General features: G+C 69.0%; 16 protein-coding genes. 11 read left to right on the top strand and 5 right to left on the bottom strand.

The features are described 5' to 3' along the window. Positions 1-294 precede the first annotated feature (294 nt). Positions 295-2121: a bacterio-opsin activator domain-containing protein gene (locus F3H10_RS01940; protein ID WP_149783169.1), complete on the bottom strand. Its 1827-nt coding sequence runs from the start codon at positions 2119-2121 to the stop codon at positions 295-297. Positions 2122-2279: 158 nt separating this feature from the next. Continuing rightward, on the bottom strand, positions 2280-4238 hold the full coding sequence (acs, locus tag F3H10_RS01935; RefSeq protein ID WP_149783168.1) for an acetate--CoA ligase: 1959 nt from the start codon (positions 4236-4238) through the stop codon (positions 2280-2282). Positions 4239-4395: 157 nt separating this feature from the next. Between acs and F3H10_RS01930 the strand changes: the two genes are divergently transcribed. Continuing rightward, positions 4396-4662 (top strand): hypothetical protein, encoded by a 267-nt coding sequence (locus F3H10_RS01930; protein WP_149783167.1) that lies wholly within the window; start codon positions 4396-4398, stop codon positions 4660-4662. Between the two features lie 38 nt (positions 4663-4700). Here F3H10_RS01930 and F3H10_RS01925 read toward each other — a convergent pair whose 3' ends face one another. Then, positions 4701-5165 carry an MGMT family protein gene (locus F3H10_RS01925; RefSeq protein ID WP_149783166.1) on the bottom strand — a complete coding sequence of 155 codons (465 nt, stop codon included), beginning with the start codon at positions 5163-5165 and terminating at the stop codon, positions 4701-4703. Between the two features lie 126 nt (positions 5166-5291). Between F3H10_RS01925 and trpC the strand changes: the two genes are divergently transcribed. The 7 genes from trpC to F3H10_RS01890 all read left to right on the top strand — a co-directional run bounded on the left by trpC (position 5292) and on the right by F3H10_RS01890 (position 12756). Beyond that, positions 5292-6122 carry an indole-3-glycerol phosphate synthase gene (gene trpC, locus F3H10_RS01920; RefSeq protein ID WP_149783165.1) on the top strand — a complete coding sequence of 277 codons (831 nt, stop codon included), beginning with the start codon at positions 5292-5294 and terminating at the stop codon, positions 6120-6122. Beyond that, positions 6119-7423 carry a tryptophan synthase subunit beta gene (trpB, locus tag F3H10_RS01915; protein WP_149783164.1) on the top strand — a complete coding sequence of 435 codons (1305 nt, stop codon included), beginning with the start codon at positions 6119-6121 and terminating at the stop codon, positions 7421-7423. Before trpC ends, trpB begins: the two co-directional genes overlap by 4 nt. Continuing rightward, positions 7424-8290 carry a tryptophan synthase subunit alpha gene (gene trpA, locus F3H10_RS01910; protein WP_149783163.1) on the top strand — a complete coding sequence of 289 codons (867 nt, stop codon included), beginning with the start codon at positions 7424-7426 and terminating at the stop codon, positions 8288-8290. Positions 8291-8443: 153 nt separating this feature from the next. Next, entirely contained in the window at positions 8444-9235 is a 792-nt protein-coding gene (locus F3H10_RS01905) for a 2-amino-3,7-dideoxy-D-threo-hept-6-ulosonate synthase (protein WP_149783162.1), read from the top strand. A gap of 96 nt (positions 9236-9331) precedes the next feature. Continuing rightward, on the top strand, positions 9332-10504 hold the full coding sequence (locus F3H10_RS01900) for a 3-dehydroquinate synthase II (RefSeq protein WP_149783161.1): 1173 nt from the start codon (positions 9332-9334) through the stop codon (positions 10502-10504). Positions 10505-10578: 74 nt separating this feature from the next. Next, positions 10579-11601 (top strand): two-component system sensor histidine kinase NtrB, encoded by a 1023-nt coding sequence (locus F3H10_RS01895; protein ID WP_149783160.1) that lies wholly within the window; start codon positions 10579-10581, stop codon positions 11599-11601. A gap of 63 nt (positions 11602-11664) precedes the next feature. Next, positions 11665-12756 carry an NAD(P)/FAD-dependent oxidoreductase gene (locus tag F3H10_RS01890; protein WP_149783159.1) on the top strand — a complete coding sequence of 364 codons (1092 nt, stop codon included), beginning with the start codon at positions 11665-11667 and terminating at the stop codon, positions 12754-12756. Positions 12757-12796: 40 nt separating this feature from the next. Here F3H10_RS01890 and F3H10_RS01885 read toward each other — a convergent pair whose 3' ends face one another. After that, a complete protein-coding gene (locus F3H10_RS01885) occupies positions 12797-14323 on the bottom strand; it encodes a carboxypeptidase M32 (protein WP_149783158.1) in 1527 nt (508 codons plus the stop codon). A gap of 110 nt (positions 14324-14433) precedes the next feature. Between F3H10_RS01885 and F3H10_RS01880 the strand changes: the two genes are divergently transcribed. Both F3H10_RS01880 and F3H10_RS01875 read left to right on the top strand, forming a co-directional pair. After that, complete coding sequence (locus F3H10_RS01880) at positions 14434-15480, top strand: threonine aldolase family protein (RefSeq protein ID WP_149783157.1); 1047 nt, start codon at positions 14434-14436, stop codon at positions 15478-15480. Positions 15481-15735: 255 nt separating this feature from the next. Beyond that, positions 15736-16749, top strand: a complete 1014-nt coding sequence (locus F3H10_RS01875) for an NAD-dependent epimerase/dehydratase family protein (RefSeq protein WP_149783156.1) — start codon at positions 15736-15738, stop codon at positions 16747-16749. A 219-nt stretch (positions 16750-16968) separates the two neighbouring features. Here the strand turns inward: F3H10_RS01875 and F3H10_RS01870 are convergent, their stop codons facing one another. After that, a complete protein-coding gene (locus F3H10_RS01870) occupies positions 16969-17337 on the bottom strand; it encodes a hypothetical protein (RefSeq protein WP_149783155.1) in 369 nt (122 codons plus the stop codon). A gap of 87 nt (positions 17338-17424) precedes the next feature. On the opposite strand from F3H10_RS01870, the gene nth reads away from it, so the two are divergent. Further along, the gene (nth, locus tag F3H10_RS01865; protein WP_149783154.1) at positions 17425-18108 is read left to right on the top strand and encodes an endonuclease III; all 684 of its coding nucleotides are present in this window, start codon (positions 17425-17427) and stop codon (positions 18106-18108) included. Positions 18109-18176: the final 68 nt, after the last annotated feature.

Genomic DNA, 18176 nt, shown 5'->3' with positions numbered 1-18176 from the left:
CACGTTGGCCCCCGATACGAACGAGTCGGACGGCTCGAACACCTCCTGTTCCTGTAGTCGCGCTTCCAGTTGTCCGTCTTCCTCCGTCATGGGTACGATCGTATACACCGAACACCCCTACATAAACAACCACGCTAAATAGGAAAAACCATGAACGATTCCGTCGGAAACGGGCGTCGCTACGGTCGGGGTTAGGGAGTCGCTACGGCCGGGGTTGGGGAGTCGCTACGGCCGGGGTTAGGGAGTCGCTACGGCCGGGGTTGGGGAGTCGCTACGGCCGGGGTTGGGGAGTCGCTACGACCGATCTCTCCGCGTCGCGGACGCCGACGGCGCCGTCCCGTTCCGTTCCCCCTCGTCCGCCGAGACCCCCTGGGTCGACGGACTCCTCCCGTCCGCCGAACGCCGCGCGTCGCGTTCCTCGAACAGGGTCTCGAGCAGGGCTCGCTCCGCCTTCCGGAGGTGGTTGTGGAACGTCGGCGAGGAGACGTCCATCGCGTCCGCGACCTCCTCGGCCGTGCTGCCGCGCGGCCAGTCGAAGTAGCCGCTGTGGTACGCCGCGGACAGCGTCGCCCACTGCCGATCGGTGAGCCGGTCCGCGACGCCCTCGCGCAGCGCCGACTCTGTCCGGGGCGAGCGGGCGACGGACTCCTTGCTCACGAGCCGGGCGTCGGGGAACGCCTCCCGGAGGTCGTCGGCGATCGGCCGGACGTCCGTCCCGTCCGGCAGGTCGGCGACGACCCGCACCCGGCCGTCCTCGGCGACCGCCTCCCTGACGCTCGCCCCGTGTCCCGTCAGCGCGCGGACGATCGACCCGCCGGTCGCCCGGAGCGACACCGCACAGCCGTCCTCGCGCGTCTCGATCACGCGCAGCTCGGAGACGCCGTCGGCGTCGTCGACCGCGTCCGCGACCGCCTGCGGGCCCGCGCCGGTCACGGAGAGGTACCATCGGGAGACCGACCCCGAGACCGCGACCGTCGACTCGAGCTCGAGCCGGCAGTCGAGCGCGGCGCTCGCCGACGCGAGGAACGCGGTCTCCGCCGCGGTGTGGAACTCGACCTCCGCGACCGCGTCGGAGTGGAGGAGGTCCCGCCAGCGCCCCGCCGTGACCGCCCAACCGAGACACCGGCCGAGCGCCTCGACCTCGCGACGCTCCGCCGGGCGCACCGGCGTGTCCTCCGGGAGGAGCCACAGTGCCCCGTAGGTCGTCTCTCCGTGATCGATCGAAACCGATATCCACCGGTCGTCGTCGCCGAGCGCCTCCGATCCTTCGCCGGGGGCCGTCGACCCCTCGCCGACCGGCTCCGGTTCCTCCGTGGACGCTCCGCGGCAGATCCGCGCCTCCTGCCATCGGTCGGTCTCGGTCACCCGGTCGACGACGGTCTCGAACAGGGCCTCCCGGTCGGGAATCCCCGCCACCGCCTCGAACGCGCGCACGAGCGAGGGCTTCGGTTCATCGGCGTCGTCGTCGCGGTCGGTAGAGGGGTCGTCGCGGTCGGTGGAGGGGTCGGTGTGTTCGTCGGCGTGAGGGGACGTTCCGGCTCCGCCGTCTCCGCCGGCGACGGCCGCGGCGACGTCCTCCCCGTCGAGCGGGTCGAGATGCGAATCCAGCGCGTCCATCGTCTCCCAGCCGCCGGCCTCCCGGACGACGTGCGGGTCGACGCCGCGGTCGACGAGGAGCCGGCGGGCGAAGGTCCGCCGGAGGTCCCGCGGCGTCACCGACGGCGGGACGGCCGCGTTCGCCCGGTCCCTCGCGCGGGCCGCGGTCTCGCGCACCAGCATCTGGACGCGGCGGGGTGAGACGTCGACGAACCGGTCCTCGAGCGCGAGCCCCTCGCTCTCGGCGTAGCGTCGGAGCGACGCGGCCAGCGACGAGGGAACGACCGTCTCGCGGTCGATCGGGACGGACTCTCCCGTTCCCGCGGATTCCGCGTCCGCCGGCACCGCGAGGAGGAACGTCCCCGGCGCGGCCGACGACTCCCGGAGGTCACACGGACGGACGCGCGTGACCTCGGCGGTTCGGAGGCCGGCCTCGCCCGCGAGGCGGACGACGACCGCGGCGCGATACGTCTCCGCCGCCGTCACGAGCGCGTCGTACGCCTCGGCGGGGATCGAGTCGGCCATCGTTTCGTATTCGTTGAGGGAGACGAAACATGTTTTTTTCGGTGAATCATCGAGGACGAGCGGTTCGCGCTACTGTCATGGAGAACCGACCGGTCTCTCGTCGTCTCCCTCCCGAATGTATGTCGGTCGCGTTTCGTACTCGCGCTTGGATCCGAAACTCACTCCTCGCGGACGGTGGACTCGATCTCGCCGACGACCTCGGGGTTTCGCAGCGCGCTCACGTCGCCGAACTCCTCGCCGCGGGCGATGTCCTCCAGCAGCCGTCGCATGATCTTCCCGGACCGGGTCTTCGGCAGTTCGGGGGTGAAGACGATCCGGTCGGGGCGGGCGACCTCGGCGACGACGCCGGCGACCTCCGCGGTGATCGACTCCCGGAGGGCGGCGTCGGGCTCCACGTCGCTGCGGGTCGTCACGTACGCGACGACGCCGCCGTCCCCGTCGCCGACCACGGCGGCCTCGGTGACGCCCTCCACGGCGACGATGGCCGACTCCAGTTCGGCGGTGTTGAATCGGTGAGCCCGGACGTTGATCACGTCGTCGACGCGGCCCAGGATCGTCACGTAGCCGTCCTCGTCGACGGTCGCGCCGTCGCCGGTGCGGTACCGCCACCCGTCCTCGCCCTCGATCCAGTACTCCCGGAGGTATCGCTCCTCGCCCTCGCGAAGCCCGCGGAGCATGCCGGGCCACGGCGACGCGATCGTCAGATACCCGGTCTCGCCCGGCTCGATCGGGTCGCCGTCGCGGTCGACGACGCGCGCGTCGATCCCGGGCAGCGGCGGCCCGACCTTCCCCGGCTTCATCGGGGTGACGCCCGGCAGCGTCGCGAGGGTTATCGCCCCCGTCTCCGTCTGCCACCAGGTGTCGACGACGGGCGCGTCTCCGCCGCCGACGTGCTCGCGGTACCACCGCCACGCCTTCGGCGTGATCGACTCGCCGACGGTCCCCAGGAGGCGGATCGACGAGAGGTCGTGGGCGGCGGGGTACTCCGCGCCCCACTTCATGAACGAGCGGATCGCGGTCGGGGAGGTGTAGAAGACGCTGACCGCGTTGCGCTCGATCAGGTCCCACACGCGGTCGCGGTCGGGGTAGTCGGGCGACCCCTCGTAGAGCACCGTCGTCGTCCCGGTCGCGAGCGGCCCGTACACCCCGTAGGAGTGGCCGGTGATCCAGCCGATGTCGGCGGCACACCAGTAGGTGTCGTCGGGGCGCACGTCGAGGACGTTCCGGGTCGTCCACGCGACGTGCGCGAGGTACCCCCCCGTGGCGTGTTCGACGCCCTTCGGCCGGCCGGTGGTCCCCGAGGTGTACATCACGAACAGCAGGTCGGTCGCGTCGCGCGCGACGGGGTCGACGCGCTCGCCGTCGTGTGCGTCCACCAGCGTCCCGTAGTCGTGCTCGTCCGCGCCGAGGGGGGTCTCGAGGGCGTCGCCGAGGCGGTCGACGACGACCGTCGCCTCGAGGTCGGCGTCGGCCTTGAGGCGGGCGTTGTCCGCGCGCGACTTCTGGTTGAACGCGTCCTCCCGGCGGTAGTAGCCGTCACACGTGACGAGGTACGCCGAGTCGGCCGCGTCGATCCGGGTCGCGAGCGCCTCCGCCGACAGCCCGGCGAAGACGACGTTGTGGGGCGCGCCGATCCGCGCACACGCCAGCATCGTGATCGGCAACTCCGGGATCATCGGGAGGTAGATCGTGACCACGTCGTCCTCGCCGACGCCCAGCTCCCGGAGCCCCGCCGCGGCCGCGTTCACCTCGCGGTGGAGGTCCGCGTACGTGTACGACCGGCGCTCGCCGCGTTTTCCGAACCAGCGGATCGCGAGCTGGTTGCGCCGGTCCGCGAGGTGTCGGTCGAGGCAGTTGGCCGCGGCGTTGAGTCGCCCGTCCGGGAACCACTCGTAGAAGGGCGGGTCGTCGTCGTCGAGCACCGTCTCGGGGTAGCGGTCCCACTCGAGTAAGTCGGCGGCCGCCCGCCACGCGTCGGGCCCGTCGGCCGCGAACGAGTCGTACACGTCCGGATCGGCGACGGCGGCCGACTCGCGGAACTCCTCCGGCGGATCGATCGACTCCTCGCCGCCGGACGCGCCCCCCGCGTGCCGGCCGTCGGCCCCGGCGTCGTCCATACGGGTACTCCAGACCGGAGGAAGGTATACTTTGTCCGACCGGCAGGCGATGGCCCGTCGCCGTCCGGGGGAAACCGGGATCCCGACGGACGATCGTGTACTGATTGTGCTTTCGTCCCTAACATTTATTGCCGGATTCTTCGTGTGTTACCACGTGATGAAACGGAGCGGCGAGTACGTCGTCGTCAGGGCGAGGAACGACCACGACGCGATGACCGTCCTGGAGCCCTCCCGGAACAGGACGTTTCACGTGGTCGAGTGCGGCGGCGACGAACTCGCGCGAGTGCTCGACGAGGTCGAACGGGGCGATCCCGTCCGCCTCGAGTTACGGCGGACCGGTCGCCGGGGGAACGCCTGGCGCGTGGAGAGCGCGGACACGGTCACCGAGGGCGAGGACGCGAACTCGGTCGTCGGGCGTCGATAGGCCGGTCGCTCCGAACCGCGTGACCCCCGTGGTGCGGCTCAGATCCCTTCGGTGCTCCGGAGGACGCTCCGAACGTCGCCGGGGGTCGCGTACGGACCGCCCTCGACGCGGTGGTCCGGGAGGATCACCGGGAGCGGGTTCTCGCGCAGGGCCCGCGTCACCAGTTCGAGGTCTTCCGCGTCGTCGTCGTCGAGCCCGACCAGCCGCGTGAGACGGCTCACGGACGCGGACTCGCCGACGGGTAGCTCGCGAAGTGCCTCGAGGACGCGCCGTTGGTCGGTGGGCACGGTGAGCCCGACCTCGACGTCGTCGAACGACTCCGGCTCGCCGTCGAGGGCGTCGCCGATCCGGTCGAGCAGGTCGTGGTCGCTCGACGCGTCGTCCGGAACCGTCCCCGGAAACGACACGGCGATCGCCCGCCCGCCGGCGAAGCCGACCTCGACCGCCCGGCCGATCGCGTCGTACTCGCGCGCGAAGACTCCCGAAGTACCGCTCGTGGCCATACGGTCCGATGCGTCTCCGTGACGGATAAACCGACCGAGGGACCGGTCCGATCGCGGACTCGCTCCCCGCCGATGGCTCCACCCCCCGCAAGTCTTATGTACAGATACGTTCATTAGTGTACAGTAATGGACGACACAGCGGAACTGGATCCGGCGGTACGGTCGATCCTGGCCGCGGCCCGCGATCGAGCGGGGACGGGCGGGCGAGAAACGGACGAGACGGCGGCTTCAGACCGCTCATCCGTCGATCCGCGCGACCTCCGCGCCGCCTTCGAGCGTGCGGAGGCCGACGGCCGCGTTCCCGTGATCGCGGAGGTCAAACCCACCAGTCCGACCACGGAAGGGACCCGCGAGGACGACCCGGTCGAACTGGCCGAGTCGATGGTCGCGGGCGGCGCGGCCGCGCTGAGCGTGCTCACCGAACCGGAACACTTCGGCGGGAGCACGGAAACGCTCGAGCGCGTGCGCGAGGCCGTCGACGTGCCGGTCCTCCGCAAGGACTTCATCGTGGGAGCGTCCCAGCTCGACGCCGTCGAGAGCGACGTCGTCCTGCTCATCGCGCGGTTCGTCGGCGACGATCTCCCCGAGTTGCTCGCAGCCGCCCGCGACCGGGAGTTCCAGGTCCTCGTCGAGGTCCACGACCGCGAGGAGCTCGCCGCCGCCGTCGACGCGGGCGCGACGCTGATCGGCGTGAACAACCGCGACCTCGCCGAACTGGAGGTCGACCTCGGGACCTTCGAGTCGGTCGCGCCGGCGGTTCCCGACGACGCGACGCTGATCGCCGAGAGCGGGATCGCGACGCCCGCGGACGCCCGCCGGATGCGGGCGGCCGGCGCGGACGCGCTGCTCGTCGGCAGCGCGATCATGGACGGCGACGTCGAGGCGAACACGCGGGCGCTGACCCGGGCGGAAACCGACACTCACTCCACCGACGACGCCCCGGAGACACGTATATGAGCGAGACGGGATCCACGACGAACGACGCATCGAAACCCTCGCGGCGGCCGGGTCGCGAGCGCGGCCGCGAGAACGGGAAGTTCGGCCGCTACGGCGGCCAGTACGTCCCCGAGGCGCTGATGCCCGCGATCGAGGAGCTGACCGACGCCTACGAGCGCTACGTCCTCGACAACGAGGACGGGTTCATGGACGAGTTCCGCGAGCGACTGGCCGACTTCGGCGGCCGACCGACGCCGCTCCAGCGCGCGGAGCGGCTCTCCGAGCGCTACGACCGCGAGGTCTACCTCAAACGCGAGGACTTGCTTCACGGCGGCGCACACAAGCTGAACAACGCCCTCGGCCAGGTGCTGTTGGCGAAGTACATGGGGAAGGAGCGCATCGTCGCGGAGACGGGCGCGGGCCAACACGGCACCGCGACCGCGATGGCGGCCGCGCACCTCGACATGCCCTGTGAGATCTACATGGGCGAGCGCGACATCAACCGCCAGCGCCCCAACGTCTTCCGGATGAAGCTCAACGGTGCGGAGGTGAACCCCGTGACCGCCGGCCGCGGGACGCTGAAGGAGGCCATCTCGGAGACGATGCGCGACTGGGCGACCACCGTCGAGAACACCCACTACGTGATCGGGTCGGTGGTGGGGCCGCACCCGTTCCCGGTGATGGTCCGGGACTTCCAGGCGGTCATCTCCGAGGAGGCCCGTGAACAGGCGATCGAGAAGACGGGCGAGTTGCCGACCGACGTGGTCGCCTGCGCGGGCGGCGGCTCCAACACGATGGGGTCGTTCGCGGGGTTCGTCGACGACGAGTCGGTCGCGCTCCACGCGATCGAGGCGGGCGGATCCACCCTCGAGGTCGACGAGGAGGCGGGCGTCGCGCCCAACTCCGCGTCGCTCTACGCCGGCGAGGAGGGGGTGCTCCACGGCGCGCGCACCAAGCTGCTCCAGGACTCCGACGGCCAGATCATGGAGAGCCACTCGGTCTCCTCCGGGCTCGATTACGCCGGCGTCGGCCCCGAACTCGCCTACCTCGTCGACGAGGGCCGGGTCACGCCGGTCGCGGTCGACGACGACGCCGCCCTCGAGGGCTTCCACCGCCTCTCGAACACCGAGGGGATCATCCCGGCGCTGGAGACCGCCCACGCGTTCGGCTACCTCGAGGAGCACGCCGGGGACCTCGGCGAGCGGGTGATAGTGACCGTCTCCGGCCGCGGCGACAAGGACCTCGAGTCCGTGATCGAGGAGACCGACGGCCGCGACGTCGCGGGCGCGCCGGACATGTCGATGTTCACGGGGGGGATCTGAATGTCCGAACGAACGGCGGCGACCGGCAACAGCGAGGCCATCGCCGACGCCTTCGCGGGCGGGCCCGCCTACATCCCGTACCTCGCGGTCGGCGACCCCGACTACGACGCCTCGCTCGCGTACGTCGAGGCGCTCGACCGCGGCGGCGCGGACGTCATCGAACTGGGCCTGCCCTTCTCCGAGCCGATCGCCGAGGGGCCGACGATCCAGGGGGCGGTCGTGCGCTCGCTCGAGGCCGGGATGACGCCCGACCGCTTCTTCGAGTTCGTCGAGGAGCTCGACGTGGACGCGCCGCTCGTGTGTATGACGTACTACAACCTGATCTACCAGTTCGGAGGTAGCGACGGCCCCCGCGCCTTCGTCGAGAAGGCCGCCGAGGTGGGCTTGGAGGGGTTCGTCGTCCCCGACCTCCCCGCCGAGGAGGCCGACCCGTTGCGGGAGGCCTGCGACGAGTTCGGGCTGGACCTGGTGTTCATCGTCGCGCCGACGACGACGGGTGACCGGCTCGAGCGCATTATGAGCCGGGTCTCGGGATACGTCTACGTCCAGGCCCGGCTGGGAACGACCGGCGCGAAGAGCGACGTGGCCGACAGCACGACCGAGAGCCTCGACCGGCTCCGGGAGTACGACGTGCCGAAGGCCGTCGGGTTCGGGATCTCGACGGGCGAGCACGCCGAGCGCATCGTCGCGGGCGGGGCCGACGGGATCATCGTCGGGTCGGCGCTCGTCGACATCGTCGCCGACGGCGTCGAGAACGACCTGTCGACCGACGCGGTCGCCGACCGGCTCGAGTCGCTCTCGCGGGAGCTGAAGGAGGGCGCCGAACGCGGGTACGCGGCGCGGACCGGGGCGGCGGAGTCGCGCTGATCCGCGTCGTCGTGGTGCGAATCGGGGCTGTCGAGTCGCACCGCTCCGTGCCACGGAACCGCGCCGCTCCCCGGCGGGAATGGGAGCCAATACGTCCCGGAACGAAACCGACTTACCTCCCTTTGACACAGGGTCACATAAGACCGATCCACAATGACAGCAGGACTCTCAGCACGACTCGACCGGATCTCCACGAACGATCGATACCTCATCGTCCCGATGGACCACGGGATCACGATGGGCGCGGTAAAGGGACTCGTCGACATCGAGTCGACGATAGACGGCGTCACGAGCGGCGGCGCGGACGCGGTGCTCACCCAGCGGGGGATCGCCCCGCGCGTCCACGACAACAAGAACGGCGCGGGCTACATCGTCCACGCCAACGCCTCGACGACGATCGGCCCGGACGAACAGGACAAACGCGTCACCGCCAGCGCGGAGGCGGCCGTCCGCGCCGGCGCGGACGCGGTCTCCTTCCACATCAACGTCGGGTCGGACTACGAGCCCGATCAGATCGAGGAGCTGGCGGAGCTCTCGGAGGACGCCTCGCGGCTCGGGCTTCCCGTGCTCGCGATGGCGTACGCGCGCGGACCGGGCGTCGACAGCACGGACCCCGAGTCGCTCGGGCACGCGGTCCGGCTCGCCGAGGAGCTCGGCGCGGACGTGGTGAAGACCGGCTACTCCGGCGACGGCGACACCTTCGGGCGGGTCACGGAGTCGACCCGGCTTCCGGTCGTCATCGCCGGCGGGTCGAAGGGGACGGACCGCGAGACCGTCGAGATGGTCCGCGGCGCGATGGACGGCGGCGCGGCGGGCGTCTCGATGGGTCGGTCGATCTTCCAGCACGACGACCCGCAGGGGATCGCGAGCGCGGTGTCCGCGGTCGTCCACGACGACGCCGACGTGGAGACGGCGCTCGACGCCGGCGGGTTCCTCGAGGCCTGAGCGTCCGGGCGCGAGCGATATCGATCGCGGCGTCGACATCACTACCCGCATGTCCCTTCCGCAGTTTTCAAGCACCGCCCCCGTGAGGTTCCGGTAATGACACGCACGGTCTGGGTCAAAGCCGACGGCGCGGTCGGCGACTGGGAGACGCGGAAGCGACGGATCACGGCCGCCATCGAGGCGGGCGCGGACTGGGTACTCGTCGACGAGACGGACGTCGCGCGCGTCAGGGAACTCGGCGACGTGAACGTCGCGGCGTTCCTCGCGGACGCCGACGTCGTCGACGGCGACGACGAGAACGCGGAGGCGGACGCCTACTTCGTCGGGAAGGGCGGCGAGGGCGACGGCACCATCGACCTCCCCGAGGACTTCTCGGGGTCGGCCGACCTCACGACCCTCCGGCGGCGCGACGACCGCGCGCAGGGCGCGTACGTCCGCGTGCTCGGCACGGAGTACGAGGCGTTCGCCGAGGAGGCGGCCGAGGCGGCCGACTTCACGGTGATCGTCGGCGAGGACTGGTCGATCATTCCCCTCGAGAACCTGATCGCCCGCGTCGGCGAGGAGACCCACCTTATCGCGGGCGCGACCACCGCGGCGGAGGCCCGGACCGCCTTCGAGACGCTGGAGATCGGCGCGGACGGCGTCCTGTTGGACGCCGACTCCCCCGACGAGATCCGCGGGGCGGTCGAGGCCCGGGACGCGGCCGACCGCGAGACGCTCGACCTCCGATACGCCGAGGTGACCGCGGTGGAACAGACCGGGATGGCCGACCGGGTCTGTATCGACACCGGCTCGCTGATGGACGACGCCGAGGGGATGTTGGTCGGGTCGATGTCCCGCGGCCTCTTCTTCGTCCACGCGGAGACCGCGGAGTCGCCGTACGTCGAGTCGCGTCCGTTTCGCGTGAACGCGGGCGCGGTCCACGCCTACGTGCGGAACCCCGAGGGCGGCACGAACTACCTCGCGGAGCTGTCGAGCGGCGACGAGGTCCAAGTCGTCGACACCCAGGGGCACACCCGCGAGGCGATCGTCGGCCGCGTGAAGATCGAGAAGCGCCCCATGTTCCGGGTGCAGGCGGAACTCGAGACCGACGACGGGATCGACCGGATCGAGACGCTCATCCAGAACGCCGAGACCGTGAAGGTCGCCACGAGCGAGGGGCGCAAGGCGATCACCGACCTCGAGGTCGGCGACGAGGCGCTCGTCTACTACGAGGACGTCGCGCGTCACTTCGGCGAGGCCGTCGAGGAGAGCATCATCGAGAAGTGAACCCGCGCCGATCCGCCGGGGCGACCGATATCAAAGGTTAATTGTCGGGGGTCCCAGGAACTCCCAGAAGACGAATGGACGCCTCCCCTCCGCCCATCGAATCCGACGACTTCTACCGGACGCTCGTCGAGAACGCCTCGGAGGGGATGTTGACGATCGACGCCGAAAGCGAGATCGTCTACGCCAACCCGGCGGTCGAGGACATCCTCGGATACGCGCCCGACGAGCTGATCGGCAGCTCGAAGATGAAGGTCATCCCGGAGCGACTCCAGCCGGTTCACATGGCCGCGCTCGCGTCGTACGTCGAGACGGGCGATCGGAACATCGACTGGAACGGGATCGAACTGCCCGCCGAACACAAGGAGGGCCACGAGGTCCCCACGCTCATCAGCCTCCGGGAACACGAGTACGACGGCGAGCAGTACTTCACGGGGATCATCCGCGACATCACCGAACGGAAACGACAGGAGGAACGGCTCCGCGACCAGAAGGACCGGCTCGACGAGTTCGCGGACATCCTCGCACACGACATCCGCAACCCGCTCTCGGTCGCGATCGGGTACGCCGACATCGCCCGGGAGGAACACGACCTCCCCGAACTCGAGAGCATCGCGGAGTCGCTCTCGCGGATCGACGACCTCGTCGACGACGTGCTCGCGCTCTCCAAGGAGGGCCGGTCGATCGGCGAGACCGAACCCGTCGACGTCGAGGAGGTCGTCCGCGAGTCGTGGCGGAACGTGGAGACGGGCGCGGCCACGCTGGTGATCGACTCGACCCTCGGGACGGTCGAGGCCGACGCGAGCCGGTTCCGAGAACTCCTCGAGAACCTCTTTCGAAACGCGGCCGACCACGGCGGCAGCGACGTGACGGTCCGGGTCGGCAGAACGGCCGAGGGAGGAGCGCTATACGTCTCAGACGACGGTCCCGGGATCCCCGAGGACGTCCGAATGGAGGTGTTCGAGTACGGCTACTCGACGAGCGAGGACGGAACGGGCTACGGCCTCTCGATCGTGGCGCGGATCGCGGAGGGGCACGGCTGGGACGTCTCGGTGATCGGGAGCGAGGAGGGGGGCGCACGGTTCGAGATCGCGTTCTGAGCCCGGCAACCGTTCCGCCCCCGGCAACGGTTATCCCTCCGCGGCCGCATCGTGTACACATCGATGACCACGATCGGCATCGTCGGCGCGGGCGCGGCCGCGGCGGCGGCGACGCACGTCCTCGACACCGCCGTTCCGGACGCGGAGGTGACCGTTCTCGAGAAGTCGGGCGGGCTCTGCGGCCGGGCCGCGACCCGCCGGAACGACGACCGGGACCTCGTGTACGACTACGGCGCGAACTACCTCAAGTCCGACGACGAGCGCGTCGTCGAACTCGTGACCGGGACGCTCGACGACGAGGGGATGGTCGACGCGACCGAGCCGGTCTACACCTTCGAGGAGTCCGGCGAGGTGTCGCCCGGCCGCGACGCCGACGGACACAAGTGGAGCTACCGCATGGGACTCACCCAGATCGCGAAGCGGCTCTTCGGGGGAACCGACGCGACGGTCCACCGGCGGACCCGGATCGAGACGATCCGGCGGGAGGGGGGCGACTCGGGCGACGGGCGAGGAGGCGACGGGAACGACGACCGCGACGCCGCCTGGACCCTCGTCGACACCGACGGCGAGGAGTGGGGACCCTTCGACGTGCTCCTCGTGAACCCGCCGGCCCCCCAGACCGCCGAGCTCCTCGCCGACGCCGAGTGGGAGTCGCCGGCCCGCGAGGCGCTCCGGGAGGCCGCCGCCGACGTGCCCTATCGCACGGTCTGGACCGCGGTCCTCCACTACTCGTTCCCGCTCGACCGGCCGTACTACGGGCTCGTGAACACGGACAAGGAACACGAGGTCGGCTGGGTCTCCCGCGAGGAGTGTAAGGCGGGCCACGTCCCCGACGGCGAGTCCCTGCTCGTCGTCCAGGCGGGCGGCGAGTGGTCCGCCGAGCGCTACGACGCCGACCCCGCCGACAACGTCGCCGAACTGGCCGGCCACGCCGCCGAGATCGTGGGCGACGACCGGCTTCTCGACCCCGACTGGACGGACCACCAGGGGTGGCGCTACGCGATCCCCGAGGGGGAAGCGGATCAGGGGGCCGTCGACGCGGCCGCGAGCGAGGGGCTGTACGTCCTCGGCGACTGGGTCGCCGGCGAGGGACGGCTCCACGCCGCGCTCGCGAACGGGCTCGACGTGGGCGAGCGGGTCGCTCGGGAGGTCTGAGTCGGCCGCGAACGCTCATTCGGAGCCGCGACGGCTCCGACTAGAGGTCGTACAGCTCGCCGTACTTGCCCTCGACGTACTCGAGGAACGCGTCCGCGGAGAAGTCCCCGCCGGTCGCCCGCTTCACCAGTTCGTTCGTCTCGTAGCGTGAGCCGTGTCGGTGGACGTTCTCGCCGAGCCACTCGCGGAGCGGGTCGAAGTCGCCGTCGGCGATCGACCCCTCGAGGTCGTCGATCTCGCTCTCGGCGGCCGCGTACAGCTGGGCGGCCATGACGGAGCCGAGCGAGTACGTCGGGAAGTAGCCGAAGTTGCCGTGGCTCCAGTGGATGTCCTGGAGACACCCCTCGGCGTCCGTGTCGGGGCGGATCCCGAGGTACTCCTCGTACTTGTCGTTCCAGACCTCGGGCACGTCCTCGACCGCGAGGTCGCCGCGGACAAGGTCGCGTTCGATCTCGAACCGGACGACGATGTGGAGGTGGTAGGTGAGCTCGTCGGCCTCGACGCGGACGAGGTTGTCCTCGTACACCTGGTTCGCGGCCTCGTAGGCGTCCTCGACGGTCGCGTCGGCGGTCCCCGGGAACCGCTCTTTGAACGTCGGGAGGAACAGCTCCCAGAACGCCCGGCTCCGGCCGACGTGGTTCTCCCAGAGCCGCGACTGCGACTCGTGGACCGAGAGGTCACGCGACTCGCCGAGGGGCGTCCCCCAGTGCTCCTGGGGGAGCCCGAGGTTGTACTGGGCGTGGCCGAACTCGTGGATCGTCGAGCCGATCGCGCCGAGCGGGTCGGACTCGTCGAACCGCGTGGTCACCCGACAGTCGAACTGGTTGCCGGCGGTGAACGGGTGCGAGGAGACGTCGAGCCGGCCGCGGTCGAAGTCGTAGCCGACGAGTTCGAGCGCCTCCCGCGCGAGCGCCTCCTGTTCGTCCTCGGGGAAACTCCCCTCGAAGGTGTCGACGGCGAGGTCGCGGTCGGACTCGCGGATCTCGTCGATCATCGGGACGAGTGCCTCCCGGAGCTCGTCGAGAACGGACTCGGCGCGCTCGATGGAGAGGCATGGCTCATACTCCTCGAAGAGGACCTCGTAGGGGTCGCGGTCGGGATCGACGTGTTCGGCGTACTCGCGTTTGAGTTCGACCTGCCGCTCCAGGTGCGGCGCGAACGCCTCGAAATCGTCCTCGGCTCTCGCCTCCTCCCAGGCCGCGAGCGCCTCCGAGCTCGCCTCGGAGATCTCCTCGACGAGTTCGACGGGGACCGCGTCGGCGCGCTCGTGCTCCCGACGGACCTCGCGGACGACCGCGGACCGCTCGTCGGTCAGGTCGGCGTCCGAGAGCTCCGCGAGGAGGTCGGCGGTCTCGTCGTCGGTCAGCATGTCGTGGCGGACCGACGAGAGCGCGGAGAGCTGTTTCGAGCGGGCGGGGGTGCCGCCCTCGGGCATCATCACCTGCTGGTCCCAGCCGAGCACGCCGGCGGCGCTGCCGACCGCGTTCCAGCGTTTCGCTCGTTCGAGGAGGGCGTCGTACGCGTCCGGCGCGTCGGACCCGTCGTCGGATGCGGCTTCCGTTGCCATGTCGCGTGAAACGGTCGGGCGCGTTAAGAAGGACGCGCTCGCGGAACGTCGATTCCGGGCTTCCGAGAGCGCGAGCTATTTGACGCCGGCCGCGAAACGGCGGCACAAGGATGTCCACGGACGAGTTCATCGACATGCGGTCCGACACCGTCACGAAGCCCTCGGAAGCGATGCGGGACGCGGCTCGGGACGCGGAGGTCGGCGACGACGTGTACCGCGACGACCCGACGGTCAACGAACTGGAGCGCCGCGCGGCCGAGGCCGTCGGCATGGAGGCCGCCCTCTACACCCCGAGCGGGACCATGGCCAACCAGATCGCGATCAACGTCCACACCGAGCCCGGCCAGGAGGTCCTCCTCGAGCGGGAGTCGCACGTCTACCGCTGGGAGCTCGCGGGCGCGTCGGCGCTCTCGGGGCTCCAGACCCGGACGATCGACGCCGGCGAGCGGTGCGTCCCGACTCCGGAGGAGGTCGAGCGGGAGATAATCGAGGAGGACCTCCACCGACCGGGGACCGGCCTCCTGACGCTCGAGAACACCCACAACTATCGCGGGGGAGTCGCCGTGCCGAAGGCGCGGCTCGACGCGGCCGCGGCCGCCGCGAGCGACGCGGGCGTCCCGGTCCACCTCGACGGCGCGCGCGTGTTCAACGCGAGCGTCGCGCTCGACACGCCCGCGCCCTCGTTGCTCGAGGAGATCGACAGCGTCACCTTCTGTCTCTCGAAGGGGCTCGGCGCGCCCGTTGGGTCGATCCTCGCCGGCGACGAGACATTCATCGACGAGGCACGGCGGGTCCGCAAGCTGTTCGGCGGCGGGATGCGACAGGCCGGGATGATCGCCGCGCCCGGCCTGCTCGCGCTGGAGAACGTCGAGCGTCTCGCGGAGGACCACGCGAACGCCGCCGCCCTCGCCGCCGGCCTCGATTCGCTCTCCGGCGTCTCGGTTCCGGAGCCCGACACGAACATCGTCGTCGCCGACACCGAGGCGGCCGGTATCGAGGCGAGCGACTTCGTCGGGGCCTGTACCGACGCCGGCGTCGGCTGCGGCGAGTTCGACACGTACACGACGCGGTTCACGACGAACCTCGGGATCGACGCGGACGACGTCGACGACGCGGTCGACCGGGTGAGCGAGGTCGTCGAGGAGCTGTCGGCGTAGACCCGGTCCTTCCTTCGTTCACGTCGTTCCCGTCGCTCGGCGCCCTTGAAATCCTCTTCTTCGGACATGTTCTCGTCCGAAACGGCCGGTCGCTGATGAGTGCGAACTGTTCCGTGAGGAAACTACTAGATGAGAATAATATCTGTATTGGTATACAAGATAGAATGCGTGTATTCAGCATTGAGATCGGACTCCCGACTGCGCCAGTATCCTCTCAATGAATAAGATTATGTTGTATGTTATTGTACCACACATATGGAGTACTTCGTTACGGGAGCCACGGGCTTCATCGGGACGCATCTGGTCGAGCGGCTCGCTGCCGACGGACACCAGGTGACAGCCCTGACGCGTGACCGATCGAATGCCACGCACCTGCCTGAATCGGTGTCCGTCATTGAGGGAGACATCACCGAGAAAGCGAGCATGCGAGCGGAGATAGAGGGCGTCGATGGGATTTTTCATCTCGCCGCTTGGTTTCAGATCGGCCCCGGCCCTTGGAACAGCAAAACGGCCGAGCGAATCAATGTCGATGGTACGCGAAACGTCTTGGAACTGATGGACGACCTTGATATCCCGAAGGGCGTCTACGTGAGTACGGTCGGCGTCTATGGAGACACGGGAAGTGAGTACGTTGATGAATCCTATCGTGCTCCAAACGACTTCCCCTCGGTCTATCAACGAACGAAGTGGCAGGCCCACTACGAGGTTGCCGAACCGATGATCGACGACGGCCTCCCGCTGGTAATCACCACCCTTGGAGCCGTATTCGGGCCGGGTGATCGGGATTACGACGGCACGCCTCGAACCGGGTTCACGGGCCATCTCAACGGTGATCTCCCCATGATACCGAACGAGTTCGTCCTTCCGTGGGATTACGTCGAAGATACCGCCGCAAACATCACGTCTGCAATGGAACACGGTGAACCGGGCGAGGAGTACATCATCGCAAACGAGCCACGGAATATCGTAGAGGTGTTTGATATGGTTGAAGAGTTCACGGGTATTTCTCGCCCACGCGCAGTTCCGAGCGCCCTGTTCACGATACTTGGCTACGGAATGCTGATCGCTGAGCAGTTCACGAAACCTCCAGAGGGGCTCGAAAGCGAACTACTCCGGTTCTTTGCGTCCGGGCGGGTTCTCGTCGATAATTCAAAAGCCGAACGTGACCTTGAAATTGAACATCGACCGCTTGACGAGAGCCTACGCACATATTTGGACTGGGAGCTGACTCAACAGGGACTCGAATCCACAACCCGTCAACTCGTGTAGCGACCGACACCCGCAGTTCATCGACGAACCACCCACCCGTTCCATCCGAACCACCGGACAGCAGATTCCTCCGCGCGCTGAACACACGCTCTGCGTGTTTCACCGACTTTATGATGGGTTCTGGATAGTTTTTCACTCGTTGCGATATGTGTACACCCTGTACCGAGCGGAATCCGTTCCGAACATGTCATCTGCCGAGGATCTCGTGGCGTCCGTCGCTCACGTCGCGATCCACATCAGCCGGACGTTCGATCCCGTGAGATAGAGCCCGACGGCGGTCAGAAGGACGGGCGGGAAGTAGTACAGGAGCCCGTCGCCCTCGCGGGCGCCGAGGACGCTGATCCACAGCATGACGAGGTACACCACGATCTTGAGCCCCACGAGACCGGCGAGCCCGAAGGAGTCGAGCGCGAAGGCGACGATCGGATTCGCCTCCTCGACCGCGGGGACGTACGCGAGGAAGGCGATCGTCGAGACGATGTCGCCGACGCCGTAGGTCGACGTGGCGGCGATCCAGAGGGTGTAGAACTCCTCGGGCCGCCGGAGGTACGCCGGGTGTCGTCGGGTCCGATCGCGGGAGCGTGACACGTCGGCTCGTGGCCGGGACGGAACCTGAAACTGTCGCTCCGCCGCCGCTTCCGGATCGCTTTATGCCGGCCGGCGAGTGTGACGCGTATGGGAACGCCGCTCGAAACGCGGGAGGCACAGGTCGAGGAGGTCCTCGAGAGGCTCTACGAGGAGTACCCCGACTCCACCATCTCGCTCGACTACTCGAACCGGCTGGAGCTTCTGATCGCCGTGATCCTCTCCGCGCAGTGTACCGACGAGCGCGTCAACTCGGTCTGTGCGGAGCTGTTCGAGACCTATGAGACGCCCGAAGAATACGCGAACGCGCCGCAGGAGGAGCTGGCCGAGGCGATAAACTCGATCACCTACTACAACAACAAGGCGAAGTACATCCGCTCGGCGTGTGCGGACATCGCGGAGGAACACGACGGCGAGGTCCCCGACACCATGTCCGAACTCACCGACCTCGCGGGCGTGGGGAGAAAGACGGCGAACGTCGTCCTCCAGCACGGCCACGACGTCGTCGAGGGGATCGTCGTCGACACGCACGTCCAGCGGCTCACGAGGCGGCTGGGGATCACGGAGGAGGAGCGGCCCGAGGCGATCGAGGAGGACCTCCTCGGGATCGTTCCGGAGACGGACTGGCAGCAGTTCACTCACCTCATGATCGACCACGGGCGCGCGACGTGTACCGCGATCAACCCGGACTGTGCCGACTGCGTGCTCGCGGACGTCTGTCCCTCCGCGAAACCCGACGCCGACGTCGACCTCGGGAGCGGCGAGGAGTGGTAGACCGATCGGAAGCGGAACCCGCCCGCGGCCCCGGATATTTATAAAGACCCCGTCGATCGGGGGAGACG

Origin of the sequence: Halorubrum aquaticum (assembly GCF_900113615.1) — an archaeon.
In the GTDB taxonomy this organism is placed as follows: domain Archaea; phylum Halobacteriota; class Halobacteria; order Halobacteriales; family Haloferacaceae; genus Halorubrum; species Halorubrum aquaticum.
Note: the sequence above shows the minus strand (reverse complement) of the source record. Positions and strands in the feature narration are given on the sequence as shown.

Coding starts and splice junctions, on each gene's coding strand:
- F3H10_RS01940 (WP_149783169.1), bottom strand. CDS start 2,121: ATGGCCGACTCGATCCCCGCCGAGGCGTACGACGCGCTCGTGACGGCG.
- acs (WP_149783168.1), bottom strand. CDS start 4,238: ATGGACGACGCCGGGGCCGACGGCCGGCACGCGGGGGGCGCGTCCGGC.
- F3H10_RS01930 (WP_149783167.1), top strand. CDS start 4,396: ATGAAACGGAGCGGCGAGTACGTCGTCGTCAGGGCGAGGAACGACCAC.
- F3H10_RS01925 (WP_149783166.1), bottom strand. CDS start 5,165: ATGGCCACGAGCGGTACTTCGGGAGTCTTCGCGCGCGAGTACGACGCG.
- trpC (WP_149783165.1), top strand. CDS start 5,292: ATGGACGACACAGCGGAACTGGATCCGGCGGTACGGTCGATCCTGGCC.
- trpB (WP_149783164.1), top strand. CDS start 6,119: ATGAGCGAGACGGGATCCACGACGAACGACGCATCGAAACCCTCGCGG.
- trpA (WP_149783163.1), top strand. CDS start 7,424: ATGTCCGAACGAACGGCGGCGACCGGCAACAGCGAGGCCATCGCCGAC.
- F3H10_RS01905 (WP_149783162.1), top strand. CDS start 8,444: ATGACAGCAGGACTCTCAGCACGACTCGACCGGATCTCCACGAACGAT.
- F3H10_RS01900 (WP_149783161.1), top strand. CDS start 9,332: ATGACACGCACGGTCTGGGTCAAAGCCGACGGCGCGGTCGGCGACTGG.
- F3H10_RS01895 (WP_149783160.1), top strand. CDS start 10,579: ATGGACGCCTCCCCTCCGCCCATCGAATCCGACGACTTCTACCGGACG.
- F3H10_RS01890 (WP_149783159.1), top strand. CDS start 11,665: ATGACCACGATCGGCATCGTCGGCGCGGGCGCGGCCGCGGCGGCGGCG.
- F3H10_RS01885 (WP_149783158.1), bottom strand. CDS start 14,323: ATGGCAACGGAAGCCGCATCCGACGACGGGTCCGACGCGCCGGACGCG.
- F3H10_RS01880 (WP_149783157.1), top strand. CDS start 14,434: ATGTCCACGGACGAGTTCATCGACATGCGGTCCGACACCGTCACGAAG.
- F3H10_RS01875 (WP_149783156.1), top strand. CDS start 15,736: ATGGAGTACTTCGTTACGGGAGCCACGGGCTTCATCGGGACGCATCTG.
- nth (WP_149783154.1), top strand. CDS start 17,425: ATGGGAACGCCGCTCGAAACGCGGGAGGCACAGGTCGAGGAGGTCCTC.